The organism is Rugamonas sp. DEMB1 (assembly GCF_029834475.1).
GTDB lineage: Bacteria > Pseudomonadota > Gammaproteobacteria > Burkholderiales > Burkholderiaceae_D > Rugamonas > Rugamonas rubra.
In genome coordinates this window covers 1,545,462-1,562,723 of sequence record NZ_CP122407.1, presented here as the reverse complement: position 1 = coordinate 1,562,723, position 17,262 = coordinate 1,545,462, and the positions used below count along the sequence as shown (strand labels likewise).

General features: G+C 71.8%; 6 protein-coding genes and 1 pseudogene. 1 reads left to right on the top strand and 6 read right to left on the bottom strand.

The window, feature by feature from the left end; all coding sequences use genetic code 11:
- Nucleotide 1 precedes the first annotated feature (1 nt).
- Nucleotides 2–1,123 (bottom strand): M14-type cytosolic carboxypeptidase, encoded by a 1,122-nt coding sequence (locus QC826_RS07130; protein WP_279764987.1) that lies wholly within the window; start codon nucleotides 1,121–1,123, stop codon nucleotides 2–4.
- 238 nt (nucleotides 1,124–1,361) lie between these two features.
- Nucleotides 1,362–2,859: pseudogene (locus tag QC826_RS07125) on the bottom strand (acetyl-CoA hydrolase/transferase family protein).
- A gap of 113 nt (nucleotides 2,860–2,972) precedes the next feature.
- Here QC826_RS07125 and QC826_RS07120 point away from each other — a divergent pair.
- Nucleotides 2,973–3,863: a LysR substrate-binding domain-containing protein gene (locus tag QC826_RS07120; protein WP_279764986.1), complete on the top strand. Its 891-nt coding sequence runs from the start codon at nucleotides 2,973–2,975 to the stop codon at nucleotides 3,861–3,863.
- A gap of 18 nt (nucleotides 3,864–3,881) precedes the next feature.
- Here the strand turns inward: QC826_RS07120 and QC826_RS07115 are convergent, their stop codons facing one another.
- The 4 genes from QC826_RS07115 to QC826_RS07100 all read right to left on the bottom strand — a co-directional run bounded on the left by QC826_RS07115 (nucleotide 3,882) and on the right by QC826_RS07100 (nucleotide 17,081).
- Entirely contained in the window at nucleotides 3,882–4,982 is a 1,101-nt protein-coding gene (locus tag QC826_RS07115; RefSeq protein WP_279764984.1) for a patatin-like phospholipase family protein, read from the bottom strand.
- Between the two features lie 154 nt (nucleotides 4,983–5,136).
- Nucleotides 5,137–6,594 (bottom strand): catalase, encoded by a 1,458-nt coding sequence (locus QC826_RS07110; RefSeq protein ID WP_279764983.1) that lies wholly within the window; start codon nucleotides 6,592–6,594, stop codon nucleotides 5,137–5,139.
- Nucleotides 6,595–6,707: 113 nt separating this feature from the next.
- Nucleotides 6,708–10,526, bottom strand: coding sequence for an Ig-like domain-containing protein (locus tag QC826_RS07105; RefSeq protein WP_279764982.1), 3,819 nt, complete (start codon nucleotides 10,524–10,526; stop codon nucleotides 6,708–6,710).
- Between the two features lie 252 nt (nucleotides 10,527–10,778).
- Nucleotides 10,779–17,081 carry an Ig-like domain-containing protein gene (locus QC826_RS07100; RefSeq protein ID WP_279764981.1) on the bottom strand — a complete coding sequence of 2,101 codons (6,303 nt, stop codon included), beginning with the start codon at nucleotides 17,079–17,081 and terminating at the stop codon, nucleotides 10,779–10,781.
- Between the last annotated feature and the right edge of the window lie 181 nt (nucleotides 17,082–17,262).

Genomic DNA, 17,262 nt, shown 5'->3' with positions numbered 1-17,262 from the left:
CTCAGTCCAGCGACAGCAGGATCGGTTGCAGCAGCGCCGCGCCCAGCGCCGCGCTGCGCGCGCCGTTCCAGCCGACGTGGGCGTCGGGCAGGTCGGCGTTGTCCTTGAACGGCATCTCCAGGGTCAGCGCCAGGCAGCCGAAGTGGTGGCCGACATACTTCGACGCCAGGGTCAGCATGTCCTCCTTGTACTTGCTGGCGGCGTAGCCGAACTTGTCCTGGAAGTCGGGGCTGGCGTTCTTGTAGCGCTCGATGAAGGCCTGCTGGCTGGCGGCCTGCTCGGGCGTGAAATTGGTCAGCATCTCGTTGCCGGCCACGAAGTTGTAGGGCAGCGCCTCGTCGCCGTGGATGTCGAAGAACATGTTGATGCCGGTCTCGTGCATCTTCTGTTTGACGTACAGCACTTCCGGGCTGCGCTCGACGGACGGCGTCATCCACTCGCGGTTCAGGTTGGCGCCGGCGGCGTTGGTGCGCAGGTTGCCGCGCACCGCGCCGTCCGGGTTCATGTTCGGCACGATGTAGAACACGCAGCGCTGCAGCAGCTTGCGGGCGATCGGGTTGGCGTCGTCGAGCAGCGAGTCCATCAGGCCTTCGACGAACCATTCGGCCATCGACTCGCCGGGGTGCTGGCGGGCGATGATCCAGATCTTCTTCTCCGCCTCGGGCTTACCGATGACCACCAGGTTGAGGTCGCGGCCGTCGACGGTGTTGCCCAGGTCGAGCACGCGGGCCAGCGGGTTCTCCGCCACCTCGCCCAGCAGGCCCAGGTGGCGGTCGAACGAGTAGGGCTCGAAGTAGGCGTAGTAGACGCTGTCGAGCTCGGGGGTGTGGCGGATCGTCATGACCTCGCCGTCGAAGCTGGTCGGCACGCGGAACCAGGTGTCGCCGTCGTAGCTGGCGACGGCCTGGTAGTCCTCGTAGCCCTTGGCGTAGGTGGCCTGGCCGGCGTTGAGGAAGCGCATGGTGCAGGCCTGGTCGCGGCCGCCCTGCAGGCGGAAGTGGAACCACTGGTGGATGTCGGCGTGCGAATCCTTGCGCAGGTTCAGGTCGATGGTGGCGGCGCTGTCGGCGCGCAGCACCTCGATGGCGCCGGAGTCGAAGTTTTGGCTGATTTTGATGGTCATTGCTGGTCCCGTGAGAATGGAAGTTGCCGATGCCGCTATTTTCCGCGTTTTGCGCCGATTCGCAAAGCGCCGTCCGCCCCAGTTTACGGCGAAGACCGAATATTCGGCCGGCGAAACGGCAAAAAGCCCGGCATTTCTTCAATGCCGGGCCCGCACAAGGGGAAGCGGGGTCAGTGCCGACATTCGGACATTCAGCGCATGAATGTCCGAATGTCGGCACTGACCCCGAGGTTTCGGCTTAGGTGGCGGGCTGCAGCATGGTGCCGGCGGTTTTGTAGCGGGCGTGCCAGGACAGGGCCTTCTCCAGCACGTGCGGGGTCTGGCCGCCGCCGAGCAGGCCTCCTCGTAGTAGGCGCGCAGCTGGGGCCGGTAGTCGGGGTGGGCGCAGTGTTCGATGATCAGCACGGCGCGCTCGCGCGGCGCCAGGCCGCGCAGGTCGGCCAGGCCCCACTCGGTCACCAGCACGTCGACGTCGTGCTCGGTGTGGTCGACGTGCGAGGCCATCGGCACCACGCTGGAGATGGCGCCGCCCTTGGCGACGGACTTGCTGACGAACAGCGACAGCTGGCCGTTGCGGGCGAAGTCGCCGGAGCCGCCGATGCCGTTCATCATGTGGGTGCCGCCGACGTGGGTCGAGTTGACGTTGCCGTAGATGTCGAACTCGAGCGCGGTGTTGAGGGCGATGATGCCGAGCCGGCGCACCACCTCGGGGTGGTTGCTGATCTCCTGCGGGCGCAGCACGATGCGCTGGCGGTAGCGCTCGAGGTTGTCGATGAAGTGCTGGTGCATCTTGGCCGACAGGGTGATCGAGGAGGCCGAGGCCATCGCCAGCTGGCCCGAGTCGAGCAGCTCGATGGCGCTGTCCTGCAGCACCTCGGAGTACATCGTCATGTCGCGGAACGGCGAGGCTATCAGGCCGTGCAGCACGGCGTTGGCGATGGTGCCGATGCCGGCCTGCAGCGGCAGCAGCTCCGGTCCCATGCGGCCGGCCTTGACCTCGCCCTCGAGGAAGGCGATGACGTGGCCGGCGATGGCGTCGGTCTCGGCGTCGCCCGGCAGCGCGTTGGACGGGCTGTCCGGGCTGTCGGTGATGACGATGGCGGCGATGCGCGCCGGGTCGACCTGGATGGCGGTGGTGCCGATGCGCTGCCAGGCGTTGATCAGCGGGATGGCGCCACGGCGCGGCCGCGGCGCCGGCAGGTAGATGTCGTGCAGGCCTCGAGCGCCAGCGGCGCGGCCAGGTTGATCTCGACGATCACCTTCTTGGCCTGCAGCACGAAGTTGGCCGAATTGCCGACCGACATGCTGGGGATGATGCCGCCGTCGGCGGTGATGGCGACCGCCTCGATGACGGCGACGTCGACCGGCGCCAGGTCGCCCGAGCGCAGCTGCTCGGCGGTCTCGGACAGGTGCTGGTCGATGAACATCACCTCGCCGCTGTTGATCTTGCGGCGCAGCGCGGCGTCGCTTTGGAACGGCAGGCGGCGCGCCACCACGCCGGCGCTGGCCATCAGGCCGTCGCTGTCGTTGCCGAGCGAGGCGCCGGTGATCAGGGTCAGGCGCAGCGGCTCGTGGCGGGCCCGTTCGACCAGCGCGGCCGGCAGCGCCTTGGCGTCGCCGGCGCGGGTGAAGCCGCTCATGCCGACGGTCATGCCGTCGGCGAACAGCTTGGCGGCCTGCTCGGCGCTCATCAGTTTTTCCATCAAGGCCGGGCGGCGGATGCGGTCTTCGTACATGTGTGCTCCTGATTGTTATACAGATTATGCGAAGCAGTATAAAATTAGTGAATCATTCGCTGCATGACTTAATTTCCTCTGTTTCAGTCGTTTTTTTCATAGCAAGGAAGACCATGGACCTGCGCTCGCTGCGCTATTTCGTCGAGACGGTGCGGCTCAACAGCTTCACCCAGGCGGCCGAGTCGCTGCACGTGACGCAGTCGACCATCAGCAAGATGGTGCGCCAGCTGGAGCAGGAGGTCGGCGCCCAGCTGCTGCTGCGCGAGGGCCGCAAGCTGACGCTGACCGACACCGGCCGCGTCGTCTTCGCGCGCGGCGAGGACATGCTGGCCACCCTGCGCCAATTGAACCTGGAGGTGCGCGACACCCAGGCGCGCACGCGCGGCAGCCTGACGGTGGGCATTCCGCCGATGATCAACCTGCTGTTCACGCCGGTGTTGAAGGCCTTCCGCGCGCGCTATCCGCAGATCGCGCTGACGCTGCAGGAGGGCACGGGACAGGCGATCGAGCGCCAGGTGGCGGCCGGCGAGCTGGAGATCGGCATGACGGTGTTGCCGGTCGATCCGGCGCTGGAGTTGGAGGCGCTGCAGATCGCCAGCTATCCGCTGTGGGCGCTGGCGGCGCTGGGCAGCTTCCGCAAGGGGCAGAGCACGCTGCGCTTCAGGGAGCTGGCGGCGCTGCCGCTGGTGCTGCTCAAGGACGACTTCGCGCTGACGCGCAGCCTGCGCGCCGCCTTCGCGCGGGCCGGCTTCGAGCCGCAGGTGGCGGCGCAGAGCGGCCAGTGGGACTGGCTGGTGGCGATGGCCTCGGCCGGCATGGGGGTGGCGCTGCTGCCGCAGCCCTTCGTGCACCGGCTGGCGATCGGCCGCATGGACGCGCTGCGGCTGGTCGAGCCGGAGCTGCAGTGGCAGGTGGCGCAGGTGTGGAACGGGCGCTACCTGTCGCACGCGGCGCGCGCCTGGTTGGAGGTGTGCCAGGAGGTGCTGGGGACGCCGGCCGCCTGAGCGTCCCGGCGCGCCGGCCTACAACTCGGGCAGCTCGTGGATCAGCACGCCCTCGATCGGGTCGACCGGCTGCTCCCACGGGCGCTGCTCGATGAAGCGCCGGGCGTCGTCCTGGCCGGCCTGCCAGCGCTGGCGGATGCCCTGGGCGCTGAAGTCGATGTCCTTGGTGTGGTCCTCGTTGCCCAGGCGGGGCGCCTTCAGCGCGACGACGTGCATGGTGGTGCCGCAGCCCCATGAGGCCAGCTCGCGCAGCTCGGCCGAGGCGGCCGCCTCGTCGGGCAGGTGCAGGCTGAGCTGGCGGATCACGTGGCGCAGCCGGTGCAGCTTGCGCTGCTGTTCGATGTTGCCGGCGCGGCTGGCGTACTGGATCTCCTTGTGCTTGTCGAGCACCTGCAGCACGCTCTGCGGCTCGCTGCCGTCCGGGTTCCACACCTGCACCGAGAAGATCACCGAGCTGCGCCGTGGCTCGTCGTCGAGCACCGCCTCGATCGGCGTGTTGGAGTAGATGCCGCCGTCCCAGTAGGGTTCGCCGTCGATGCGCACCGCCGGGAAGGCCGGCGGGATGGCGCCGGAGGCCATGATGTGCGAGGCGTCGAGTTTCTCCTTGCTGCTGTCGAAGTAGCGCATGGCGCCGTTGCGGGCGTTGACGGCGCCCACCGTCAGGCGGGTGTGGTGGGCGTTCAGGTAGTCGAAGTCGACCAGCGTTTCCAGGGTGGTGCGCAGCGGCGCGGTCTGGTAGAACGAGGCGCGCTCGGGGCCGACGCGGGCGTCGAGGTTCCACCAGGCGGCCAGGTTGGGTTCGAAGAAGGCGGGGATGCCCTGCCCCATGGTCATGGCGTTGGCGAAGGCGCGCGGCATGCCGGCGAAGCCGAGCGGGTTCTGCTCCATGCGCTGCCAGAACTGGCGCAGGCGCTCGAGCCGCTGGTGCACCGGGTTGCCGGCGATGATGGCGGCGTTGATGGCGCCGACCGAGGTGCCGATGACCCAGTCCGGCTCGATGCCGGCCTCGTGCATGGCCTGGTAGACGCCGAGCTGGTAGGCGCCCAGCGCGCCGCCGCCCTGCAGCACCAGGACGACCTGGCCCGACACGGCGGCCTTGCTGCTGATGGTTTTTTTCAAACGACCTCCGCGAAACACAAGCTAGTGGTGGATTGCCAGCCTGATTGTAGTGCAGTTCCGCGTGGCGCAGGGGGAGCACCGGCGGCGCAGGCGGCGGCGCCAGGGCCGGGGCGGCGCAAGCCACCGCCCGCGCCGCCCGGCGCCGCCCGGCACCCTAGCGGGCGCGCGCCTGCAAGGCGGCGCGCACGCCGGCGCCGTAGGCCGGGTCGGCCTGGTCGAAGTGGCCCAGCTGGCGCTGCACGATCTCCTCGCCGACCTGGCTGAGCGGACCGGCCAGGTTGTCGAACAGGTTCTGCCGCTCGGCCGCCGTCATCAGGCGGAACAGGTTGCCGGCCTGGGTGTAGTCGTCCTCGCCGCCACGGCCGTCGTAGCGGCCGGCGGCGCCGTGCAGGGCCAGCCCGGGTTCGCCGTGGCCCAGGCCGGACGGCCGGCTGCCGGCCGCTTCGACGGTGGCGTAGTTCTGCGCGATGCCGCCGTTGGCGATGGCCATGGCGCCGTCGCGCTGCTGGTTGTGGAGGGGGCAGCGCGGCGCGTTGACCGGCAGGTGCTGGTGGTTGGTGCCGACCCGGTACAGCTGGGCGTCGTGGTAGGCGAACAGGCGGCCCTGCAGCATCTTGTCGGGCGAGTAGCCCATGCCGGGCACCACGTTGGCCGGCGAGAAGGCGGCCTGCTCGACCTCGGCGTGGTAGTTGTCCGGGTTGCGGTTCAGCTCGAACACGCCGACCGGCTGCAGCGGGAAGTCCTTGTGCGGCCACACCTTGGTCAGATCGAAGGGGTTCCAGCCGGTGCGCGCCTCCCAGGCGGCCAGCTCGGCCTCGGTGGCGACCTGCAGCTTGACGTCCCAACGGGGGAAGTCGCCGCGCTCGATCGCCTCGAACAGGTCGCGCTGGGCGTGGTCGGGATCGGCGCCGGCCAGGCGCGAGGCCTCGGCGGCGCTGAGGTTCTTGATGCCCTGTTGGGTCTTGAAGTGCCACTTGACGTAGACCCGCTCGCCGGCCTCGTTGACCAGGCTGTAGGTGTGGCTGCCGAAGCCGTCCATGTGGCGGTAGCCGTCCGGCGTGCCGCGGTCGGAGAACAGCATGGTGACCTGGTGCAGGCTTTCCGGCGCCTTGCTCCAGAAGTCGAACATCATCGTCGGCGATTTCAGGTTGCTCTGCGGGCAGCGCTTCTGGGTGTGGACGAAGTCGGGGAACTTGATCGGGTCCTTGATGAAGAACATCGGCGTGTTGTTGCCGACCAGGTCCCAGTTGCCCTCCTCGGTGTAGAAGCGCAGGGCGAAGCCGCGCGGGTCGCGCTCGGTGTCGGCGCTGCCGCGCTCGCCGCCGACGGTGGAGAAGCGGGCGAAGGTGACGGTGCTCTTGCCGACGCCGTGGAACAGCTTGGCCTTGGTGTAGCGCGAGATGTCGTGGGTGACGGTGAAGCTGCCGTAGGCGCCGGAACCCTTGGCGTGCACCACGCGCTCGGGGATGCGCTCGCGGTTGAAGTGCTGCAGCTTCTCGATCAGGTGGAAGTCCTGCAACAGCAGGGGGCCGCGCGGACCGGCGCTGGCGGAGTTCTGGTTGTCGGCGACGGGAATGCCGGAGGCGGTGGTGACGGGCGGCTGCTGGCGCATTGTTTGCTCCTGTGGGGTGAACGATGGAATCATTCTAATTAGCCAAACCAATTAGACAAAGGCAATTAATTATATTGAATTAATAGCCCCTGCCTATCTGCCATTTGGCCAATTTACAGCAGCCACAAGCCCGTGCCGGAAAACTGGGCGTCGACCACGTCCTGCTGCGCCACCCACGCGCCGACCAGCTCGGCGCGCGTGTGCGTGCCGAGGAATTCGGTCCAGTGGGAGGCGCCGCCGGCCGCGTTGTCGCTCAGGCCGCTGTTGCCGTACAGCGCCTTGACGAAGGCGTTGTCGTCCAGACGATTGTAGCGCGCCTGGAACTCGGCGGAGGCGGCGAAGTTGGCCGCGAGCCCATCCGCACCGGCGAAGTGTTGTACCCAAGCAGCGAGCCCATCCATGTCGGCGGCGCGGTCCAGCACCGCCTGGTACATCAGGCCCACCGTTTTCAGCGCGGCCGTGCCGGCCTGGCTGAAGGCCAGGTCGACGCTGCCGTCGGCGAAGGCGCCCTTTTCAATACCGTGGAGCGTGTCGACGTCGCCGTTGGCCTTGTCGACCACTTTGAAGGCGCCGTCGCCGCCCAGCACCAGCTTGTAGCCGGCCAGCTTGCCGGCGTAGACGGCGGTGTCGACGCCGTCGCCGCCGAGCAGGGTGTCGTTGCCGGCGCCGCCGTCGAGGCGGTTGTCGCCGGCGCCGGCGATCCAGCCGTTCTCGCCCGCCGCGGTGGCGGCGGCGACGGCCAGGCCGTTCTCGCCGCCCTGCCGGGCGCGGTGCTCGGCGCTGAGGGCGAAGCCGAGCAGCAGCTGGGCGCGGCCGAGGGGCGGCTGGCCGGCCGCGCCGTGCAGCGCGGCCAGCCAGTACTGCTGGCCGGCGCTCTCGGCGGCGCGGCCCAGCACCTGCTGGTAGAGCTGCGCGACGAAGGCCGCGTCGTCGAGCTTGGCCAGGGCGCCGCCCTGCCATTCGGCCGAGCCGACGAAGGCCTCGGCGATCTGCGCCGTCGGGGCGCCGCTGTGCAGCCAGAAGTTGAGCCCGCCGAGGTCGGCGACGCGGCCGAAGGCGGCGTGGTACAGCAGCGCCAGTTCGGCCAGCTGGCCCGGCTTGGCGGCGAGGAAGGCCAGCCCGGCGCTGGCGCCGTTCAGCTCGGCGCGGGACAGCGTCTCGCCGGCCGCCGGGGCGAACAGCGCCGTCTGGTGCTGGGCGCTCACTGTGCCGTCGGCGGCCAGGCGGAAGGTCCAGCCGCCCTGGCCGCTGCGGCCGCCCTGCAGCAGGTCGTCGCCGGCGCCGCCGAGCAGGGTGTCGTTGCCGCCGCCGCCGACCACGGTGTCGTTGTCGGCGCCGCCGTCGAGGTAGTCGTCGCCGCCGGCGCTGCCGAGGAGGTCGTCGCCGCCGCCGCCGAACAGGCGGTCGTCGGCGGCGCCGAGGAAGATGTTTTGCGCCGCGCCGTCGCCGACCACGTGGTTCCGGCCGGCGCCGCCGCGCAGGGTGGCGGCGCCGAGCACGGCGGCGAAGTCGATGTTGTTGAGCTCGACCACGCTGCCGGCCGCCAACTGCGTGGCGTCCAGCAGCAGGCCGACGGCGCCGGCCGGCGGCGTGGTCGCGGCACCGTCGATGTGGATGGTCTGCGCGCCGGCGCCCGGTGCCGAGCTCGGCGTCAGCACGCCGATCTGCAGCTTGGCGCCGGCCGGCAGCGCGTTCAGGAAGTCGGCGGCCCTGCCCTCCAGCTCGTGTTGGGCCGGCGTGCCGGCGGCGCTGTTCTGGTCGACGCGCGCGAGCAGCGCCTGCAGCGCGCGGGCGCCGCCGAGCAGGTCGGCCGGCCCCTCGGCCAGCAGGCCGCTGCCGGCCGGCAGGCCGACCGTCAGCGTGGCGGCGCCGATGCCCAGCGCGATGTCGGCCAGGTGGGGGTTGGCCGAATTGGGGTCGTCCGGCCGGCCCGGCGCGAAGGGCGCCACGCTGACGCTGCGGGTGGCCAGGCCGCTCAGGGGATCGACGCCGAACACGGTGACGACGGCGGCGCCGTCGACGGTGCTCGGCACGCCGGGCTCGGGCTCGGGCTCGGGCTCGGGCGGCGCGCCGACCGTGTAGGCGTTGGAGCTGACCACGCCGAGTCCGCTGTTGCCGGCGCCGTTGTGGACGCCGGCGGCGTTCAGCGCCACCACGTTGGCGCCGCCGTAGGGGCCGGCGGCCGGGGTCAGCGTGGCGGTCCAAGTGCGGCCGCCGTCGAGCGAGCCGACGGCGCTCAGCGTGCCGTGGCCGACGACGAGGTCGGCGTTGTCGAAGCCGCCGACGGCCTCGCTGAAGGTGATCGTCACCAGCGAGGTCTTGCCCGGCGTCAGCGCGGGGTCGGCGACGACGATGCTGGCGCTCGGGCGCTGCGTGTGGACGGCGTAGTTGTTCGAGTCGGCGCCGCCCTGCCCGGCGTTGCCGGCCAGGTCGAACACGCCGGCCTGGTTCAAGCGGACCAGGTTGCTGGCGTCGCTGGTGGCGGCGCTCGGCGTCAAGGTGGCGCTCCAGTGCAGGCCGCCGTCGCTGGTGCCCAGGCCGCTCAGCGTGCCGTTGGCCACGCTCAGGTCGTCCAGCTCGAGGCCGACGACCTTTTCGTTGAAGCTGATGCTCACCTGCGTCGATTGGCCGGCCAGCAGCACGCCGTCGGCGACGACGATGCCGGCCTGCGGCCGCTCGGTGTCGACCGCGTAGCTGGCCGAATCGGTGACGCCGACGCCGGCCGTGCCGACGCCGTTGACGACGCGGCTGTTGTCGAGCCGCACCAGGTTGTCGGCCGCGCTCCGGCCGGCCGCCGGGGTCAGCGTGGAGGTCCAGGTGCGGCCGCCGTCGAGGCTGGCGATGGCGCCGAGGCTGCCGTTGCCGGCCGTCAGGGCGTCGCCGTCGACGCCGCTGACGGCCTCGCTGAAGACGATGGTCACGGTGGCGCTGTCGCCGAGCTTCAGCGCGGTGGCGTCGAGCGTGATGGTGGCGCTCGGCGGCCGCGTGTTGACGGCGTAGGCGTTCGACTCGGTGTGGCCGGCGCCGGCGTTGCCGGCCAGGTCGCGCAGGCCGGCGTTGTCCAGGCTGACCACGTTGCCGCCGGCGGCCGTGTGCGCCGTCGGCGTCAGCGTGGCGCTCCAGGTGACGCCGCCGTCGGCGCTGGCGACATCGCTCAGCGTGCCGTTGGCCGCGCTCAGGTCGGCGTTGTCGAAGTCGACCACGGCCTCGCTGAAGGTGATCGTCACCCGCGCGCCCCGGCCCGGCGTCAGCATGGCCTGGTCGACGACGACGCTGGCGGTGGGCGCCGCGCTGTCGAGCACGTAGGCGTTGGAGCTGGCGTCGCGGGCGACGTTGCCGAAGTAGTCGCGCAGCCTGGAGCCGTCCAGCGTGACGTGGTTGGCGGCGCTGTTCTGGCCGGCCGCCGGCGTCAGCAAGGCGCTCCAGTGGATGTTGTCGCTGGTGCTCAGGCCGCTCAGCGTGCCGTGCGGCGTCGCCAGGCTGGCCAGGTCGAAGTATTGGACCTCCTTGTTGAAGGTGATGCTGACCAGGCTGGTCTCGCCGGCCGCCAGCGCGGCGTCGGCGACGACGATGCTGGCGCTCGGGCGCAGCGTGTTGACGAAGAACCCGTCGGACAGGATGCTGCCGTGGCCGGGCTTGCCTTGCGGGTCGAGCACGCCGGCCATGTCCAGCGCGATCCGGTAGAGGGGCGAGACGGTGTCGGCGGCGGGCGTATAGGTGGCGCTCCAGTTGATGCCGCCGTCGTCCGAGACCAGCGCGTCCAGGCTGCCGCCGCACAGCGCCAGGTCGGCGCTGTCGAAGCCGGTGACGGCGGCGGAGAAGGTGACGTAGAGCGGGGTCGACTGGCCGGCATTCAAGCTGTCGTCCTCCAGCCACAGGTGGGCGGTGATGGCCTGCGCATTGACGGCGTAGGCGGCCCGGTCGGCGGGCATGGCTTGCGCGGGAGTGGCTTGGGGATCGACTGCGGGCATGGCTGGTTCTCCGAGGGGGCGGGAGGCGCCACGGCGGAGGTGGCGCCTGGGCGGGCGGCGCGCGGTTCGGATCAGTTGGCGGCTGGATCGTTCGACGGCATCGACGGGCGTGTTTCACGACGCGCACAAAAGTTGCACCATGCTAATCTTATCGTTATCGCATTGCCATAGTCCGTTTGGACTGTTTTGCCGCCGCCCGCCGGCGGCGGTCCGCTACACCAGCCACAGGCCGCTGCCGGCGAACTGGGCGTTGGCGACGTCCTGCTGCGCCACCCAGGCGCCGACCAGCTCGGCGCGGCTGTGGCCGGCCAGGTAGTCGGTCCAGTGGGCGGCGCCGCCGGCCGCGTTGTCGGCCAAGCCGCTGTTGCCGTACAGGGCGTGGACGAAGGCGGCGTCGTCCATGCCGGCGTAGCGCGCCTGGAACTCGGCGGAGGCGGCGAAGTTGGCCGCGAGCCCATCCGCGCCGGCGAAGTGTTGTACCCAAGCAGCGAGCCCATCCATGTCGGCGGCGCGGTCCAGCACCGCCTGGTACATCAGGCCCACCGTTTTCAGCGCGGCCGTGCCGGCCTGGCTGAAGGCCAGGTCGACGCTGCCGTCGGCGAAGGCGCCCTTTTCAATACCGTGGAGCGTGTCGACGTCGCCGTTGGCCTTGTCGACCACTTTGAAGGCGCCGTCGCCGCCCAGCACCAGCTTGTAGCCGGCCAGCTTGCCGGCGTAGACGGCGGTGTCGACGCCGTCGCCGCCGAGCAGGGTGTCGTTGCCGGCGCCGCCGTCGAGGCGGTTGTCGCCGGCGCCGGCGATCCAGCCGTTCTCGCCCGCCGCGGTGGCGGCGGCGACGGCCAGGCCGTTCTCGCCGCCCTGCCGGGCGCGGTGCTCGGCGCTGAGGGCGAAGCCGAGCAGCAGCTGGGCGCGGCCGAGGGGCGGCTGGCCGGCCGCGCCGTGCAGCGCGGCCAGCCAGTACTGCTGGCCGGCGCTCTCGGCGGCGCGGCCCAGCACCTGCTGGTAGAGCTGCGCGACGAAGGCCGCGTCGTCGAGCTTGGCCAGGGCGCCGCCCTGCCATTCGGCCGAGCCGACGAAGGCCTCGGCGATCTGCGCCGTCGGGGCGCCGCTGTGCAGCCAGAAGTTGAGCCCGCCGAGGTCGGCGACGCGGCCGAAGGCGGCGTGGTACAGCAGCGCCAGTTCGGCCAGCTGGCCCGGCTTGGCGGCGAGGAAGGCCAGCCCGGCGCTGGCGCCGTTCAGCTCGGCGCGGGACAGCGTCTCGCCGGCCGCCGGGGCGAACAGCGCCGTCTGGTGCTGGGCGCTCACTGTGCCGTCGGCGGCCAGGCGGAAGGTCCAGCCGCCCTGGCCGCTGCGGCCGCCCTGCAGCAGGTCGTCGCCGGCGCCGCCGAGCAGGGTGTCGTTGCCGCCGCCGCCGACCACGGTGTCGTTGTCGGCGCCGCCGTCGAGGTAGTCGTCGCCGCCGGCGCTGCCGAGGAGGTCGTCGCCGCCGCCGCCGAACAGGCGGTCGTCGGCGGCGCCGAGGAAGATGTTTTGCGCCGCGCCGTCGCCGACCACGTGGTTCCGGCCGGCGCCGCCGCGCAGGGTGGCGGCGCCGAGCACGGCGGCGAAGTCGACGTTGTTGAGCTCGACCACGCTGCCGGCCGCCATCCGCGTGGCGTCCAGCACCAGGCCGATGGCGCCGGCCGGCGGCGTGCTCGACGCGCCGTTCAGGTGGATGGTCTGCGGCCCGGCGCCGGCGGGCGCCGTCGGCGTCAGGCTGAGCACCTGCAGCCGCGTGCCCGCCGCCAGCGATTGCAGGAAGGCGGCGCCCTGCCCTTCGAGCGCGCCGCCGGCGCCATCGGCCGCGTGCCGGGCGATGCCGGCGTCGAGCGCCTGCGCCGCCTGGCCGTGGTCGAGCAGGACGGCCGGCCCGTCGGCCAGCAGGCCGCAGCCGGCCGGCAGGCCGACGCTCAAGGTGGTGCCGCTGCCGCCGGCGCCGGCGATGCCCAGCGGGATGTCGGCCAGGTGGGCGTTGGGCGAGCCGGGCTCGTCCACCCGGCCCGCCGCGACCGGGGCCACGCTGACGCTGCGCGTGGCCAGGCCGCTCAGGGCATCGACGCCGACGACGGTGACGACGGCGGCGCCGTCGACGGTGACGACGGCGGCGCCGGGCACGCCGGGCGCGGGGTCCGGCGCGGGGGCCGGCGGCGTGCCGACCGCGTAGACGTTCGAGTTGACCACGCCGAGGCCGCTGTTGCCGGCGCCGTTGTGGACGCCGGCGGCGTTCAGCGCCACCACGTTGGCGCCGCTGTAGGGGCCGGCGGCGGCGGTCAGCGTGGCGTTCCAGGTGAGCCCGCCGTCGCTCGAGTGGACCGCGCTGAGCGTGCCGCGGCCGACCGCCAGGTCGGCGTTGTCGAAGCCGCTGACGGCCTCGCTGAAGGTGATCGTCACCAGCGCGGTCTTGCCGGCGTCCAGCGCGGACGCGGCGACGACGACGCTGGCGCCCGGGCGCACGGTGCTGACGGCGTAGTTGTTCGAATCGGCCGGGCCCAGGCCGGCGTTGCCGGCCAGGTCGAGCACGCCGGCCTGGTTCAGCTGCACCAGGTTGCTGGCGTCGCTGGTGGCCGCCGCCGGGGTCAAGGTGGCGCTCCAGTGCAGGCCGCCGTCGCTGGTGCCTAGGCCGCTCAGGGTGCCGTTGGCCACGCTCAGGTCGTCCAACTCCAGGCCGACGACCCGCTCGTTGAAGCGGATGCTCACCTGCGTCGATTGGCCGGCCAGCAGGGCGGCGTCGGCGACGGCGACGCTGGCGTGCGGACGCTCGGTGTCGACCGTGTAGCTGGCCGAGTCGGTGTGGCCGACGCCGGCCGTGCCGGCGCCGTTGACGACGCGGCTGTTGTCGAGGCGGACCAGGTTGTCGGCCGCGCTCAGGCCGGCCGCCGGCGTCAACGTGGCGGTCCAGGTGCGGCCGCCGTCGAGGCTGGCGATGGCGCCGAGGCTGCCGTTGGCCACCGTCAGGGCGCTGTTGTCGAGGCCGCTCACCGGCTCGCTGAAGACGATGGTCACGGTGGCGCTGTCGCCGATCCGCAAGGCGCTGTCGCTCAGCGTGATGGTGGCCGTCGGCACCAGGGTGTTGACGGCGTAGACGTTGGACTCGGTGTGGCCGGCGCCGGCGTTGCCGGCCAGGTCGCGCAGGCCGGCGTTGGCCAGCGTGACGACGTTGCCGGCGGCGGCCAGCTGCGCCGTCGGCGTCAGCACGGCCGTCCAGGTGAGGCCGCCGTCGACGCTGGCGACGGCGCTCAGCGTGCCGTTGGCCACGTCCAGGTCGGCGTTGTCGAAGCCGGCGACGGCCTCGCTGAAGGTGATGGTCACGGCGGCGCTCTGGCCGGCCGCCAGCAAGGCCCGGTCGACGACGATGCTGGCGGTGGGCGCGGTGCTGTCGAGCCGGTAGGCGTTCGAGCTGGCGTCCAGGCCGGCGTTGCCGACCGCGTCGCCCAGTCCGGCGCCGCGCAGCGTGACGTGGTGGGCGGCGCTGTTCTGGCCGGCCGCCGGCGTCAGCGTGGCGCTCCAGTGGATGTGGTCGCTGGTGCTCAACTGGCTCAGCGTGCCGTGCTCGGCCGCCAGGTCGGCCAGGTCGAAGGCCTCGACCGGCTTGTTGAAGGTGATGCTGACCAGGCTGGTTTCGCCGGCCGCCAGCGCGGCGTCGGCGACGACGATGCTGGCGCTCGGGCGCAGCGTGTCGATGTCGAAGGCGCCGGACAGGACCGCGCCGGCGCCGTGGTTGCCGTGCAGGTCGGCCACGCCGGCGGTGTTCAGGACGATGTGGTGGTCCGGCGCGATGCTGTCGGCGTCCGGCGTGTAGGTGGCGCGCCAGGTGATGCCGCCGTCGGCCGTGGCCAGCGCGCCCAGGCTGCCGCCGTCCAACCGCAGGTCGGCGCCGTCGAAGCCGGTGACCGCCTCGGAGAAGGTGACGGTGAGCTGGGCCGACATGCCGGCCTTCAGCACGTTGCTGTCGAGCGCCAGGCGGGCGGTCGGGGCCAGCGTGTCGACGGCGTAGGCGGCCGAGCTGGCACCGCCCTGGCCGGCGTTGCCGGCCTGGTCGAACACGCCGGACTGGTCCAACGTGACGACGTGGCCGCCGCTCTCCTCGCCGGCGGCCGCGGTCAGCAAGGCGGTCCAGGTGAGGCCGCCGTCCACGCTGGTGAGCTCGCCGACACTGGCGCCGCCGACCCGCAGCGCGGCCTTGTCCAGGCCGCCGACCGCCTCGTCGAAGCGGATCGTCAGCACGCTGGCGTGGGCCGGGGTCAACACCGCGTCGCCCACGCTGACAAAGGCGGCGGGCCGCACGGTGTCGACGGTGTAGGCGGCCGAGTCGGTGTGGCCGATGCCGGCGTTGCCGCCGCCGTTGACGAGACCGGTGTTGTCGAGCCGCAGCACCTGGTCGGCCAGCGTGGTGCCGGCGTTCGGCGTCAGCGTGGCGCGCCAATGGATGTTGTCGACGGTGGCCAGGTCGCTCAAGGTGGCGCCGCCCGCCGCCAGGTCGGCCAGCGAGAAGCCGGCGACGGCCTCGGAGAAGACGATCTCGACGGTGGCGCTGTCGCCCAGCTTGAGCGCGTTGTCGCTCAGCGTGATGGTGGCCGTCGGCACCACGGTGTGGACGGCGTAGTTGTTCGAGCTGGCGCTGCCGCCCACGGCGTTGCCGGCCAGGTCCCTGACATTGTCGCCGTTGAGCGTGACGGTGTTGCCGGCCGCGTCGACGCCGGTCGTCGGCGTCAGCGTGGCGCGCCAGGTGGTGCCGCCGTCGGCGCTGCTCAGCGGTCCGAGCGTGGCGTTGCCGACGCTCAGGTCGCTGGCCTGCAACCCCGCCACCGGCTCCGAGAAGGTGATGGTCAACTCGGTGGTCTCTGCGCCCACCAGGTCGGCGTCGGCGACGCTTAGCGCGGCCCGTGGCGGCGTGTTGTCGATCAGGTAGTCGTGGCTGGCGGCGGCGCCCAGGTTGCCGGCGGCGTCGACCACGCGCAGCATCAGCGTGTTGCCGCCGCCGAGCGTCAGCCCGCCCCAGTCCAGGTGCCGGCCGACCACCGAGGCGCTGACGTCGTGCCAGCTGGCGCCGCCGTCGTAGGAGCCGCGCACGCTCTCGCCGGCCGCCAGCGGCGCCGACAGCTCGGCGCGCAGGGACTGCGCGCCGGCGAAGGTGATGAAGTCGCTGTCGCTGGCGCCGGTGTCGTTGGCCAGCCGCAGCGCGGCGATGGTGGTGGCCGGCGCCGTGCGGTCCAAGGTCAGCTCGAGGGCGGCGCTGAGGGCGCTGTCCAGGCCGCCGCTGGCCGAGCTCAGCTGGGCGTAGACGCGGTAGTGGCCGTCGGCCAGGCCGGCCGCGTCCAGGCCGGCGACGCTCCAGCCGCCGTTGGCGACGGTGGCGCTGGCGCCGCGGTCGGTGCCGGCGTCGTAGGCGCCGTTGCCGTCGACGTCGAGGAAGACGCGCACCGTGCTGGCGCTGTCGCCGGCGGCGCTGCTGCCGGCGAAGGCCAGGCTGGTGGCGGCGGTGGTGTTGTCGCTGTCGCTGGCGCCGCTGTCGCCGGCGGCGGCCAGGTCGGGCGCGCCCGGCGTGGCCGGCGCGACGTTGACGCTGATGGTGCGCTCGGTGACGGAATAGCCGTCGCTGACCCGCACGACGAAGCTGTCGGTGCCGATGTAGCCGGCCGCCGGCGTATAGGTGAAGGTGCCGACGGGCGCGATGTCGCCGCCGCCGGTGGCGCCCACGCCGCCGGCGAAATACAGCCTGCCGTGGCCGGGATTGCTGCCCGGGTACCAGCCCAGGTGCTGGCCGGCGTCGCCGTCGACAACATGCAGCAGGTCGGCGAAGCTGGTGGCGGCGGCGTCCTGCTGCACGTTCAGCGTGCTGGCGCCGGCGAAGACGGGCGCCGTGTTGCGCGGCGAGAGGTTGGACAACTCGACGTCGTCGAGCGCGATCGAGGCCGGCATGCCGCCTTCGGCGCGGATCGTCACCGACGTCACGCCGCGCAGGATGTCGCTGTTGAAGCGCTGCACGCTGGCATAGTACGGGTCGCCGTCGAAGTAGAAGGACTGCGAGCCCTTGCTGGTGGTGAGGATGTATGAGCGGCCGCCGCCGTCCAGGTCGGCGAAGTGGAAACCGCTCAGGTCGAAGGTGCGCCAGCCGTCCAGCGCCAGGGTCACCGAAGCCGGGTAGCCGTTGGAGCTATCGACGGCGAAGAACTTGCCGCTGAAATTGGCGATGTCGCCGATGCCCAGGCTCGCGCCGTCGTTGACCAGGACCCGGCCGCCCGGCGCCGTCAGTGTCAGCACATCCTGGCCGACGGTCTGGGTGACGGCGAGGCCGTAGTCGCCCATGCCGGGCCAGGTGTTGCCGGTGGTCATGCCGTCGAAGCCGAAGACGGTCGACGGCGCGGCGGCGGCGTAGGCGCCGGGCGCGGCGCCCAGGCCCTGGGGCCGCATGGACCAGCCCGCCGCCAGCGCGGACCAGGGTTGCGGCGGGATCGCTTGCTTGTCGATTGCTTGCATGGGGAGTTCTCCAAAGAATGGGTGGCGCGCGCGGGCGCCCGCGCGCGCCGCCGGCGTTGGTGCGAAGGCGCGGGCGTGGGCGGGTCGGACGGCATCGGCAGGCTTATCGCGTTACGGAAACCAACAAAGATTTCCAAATGATAAACTTGCTTTTATCACAGCTGAATAGTCCATTTGGACT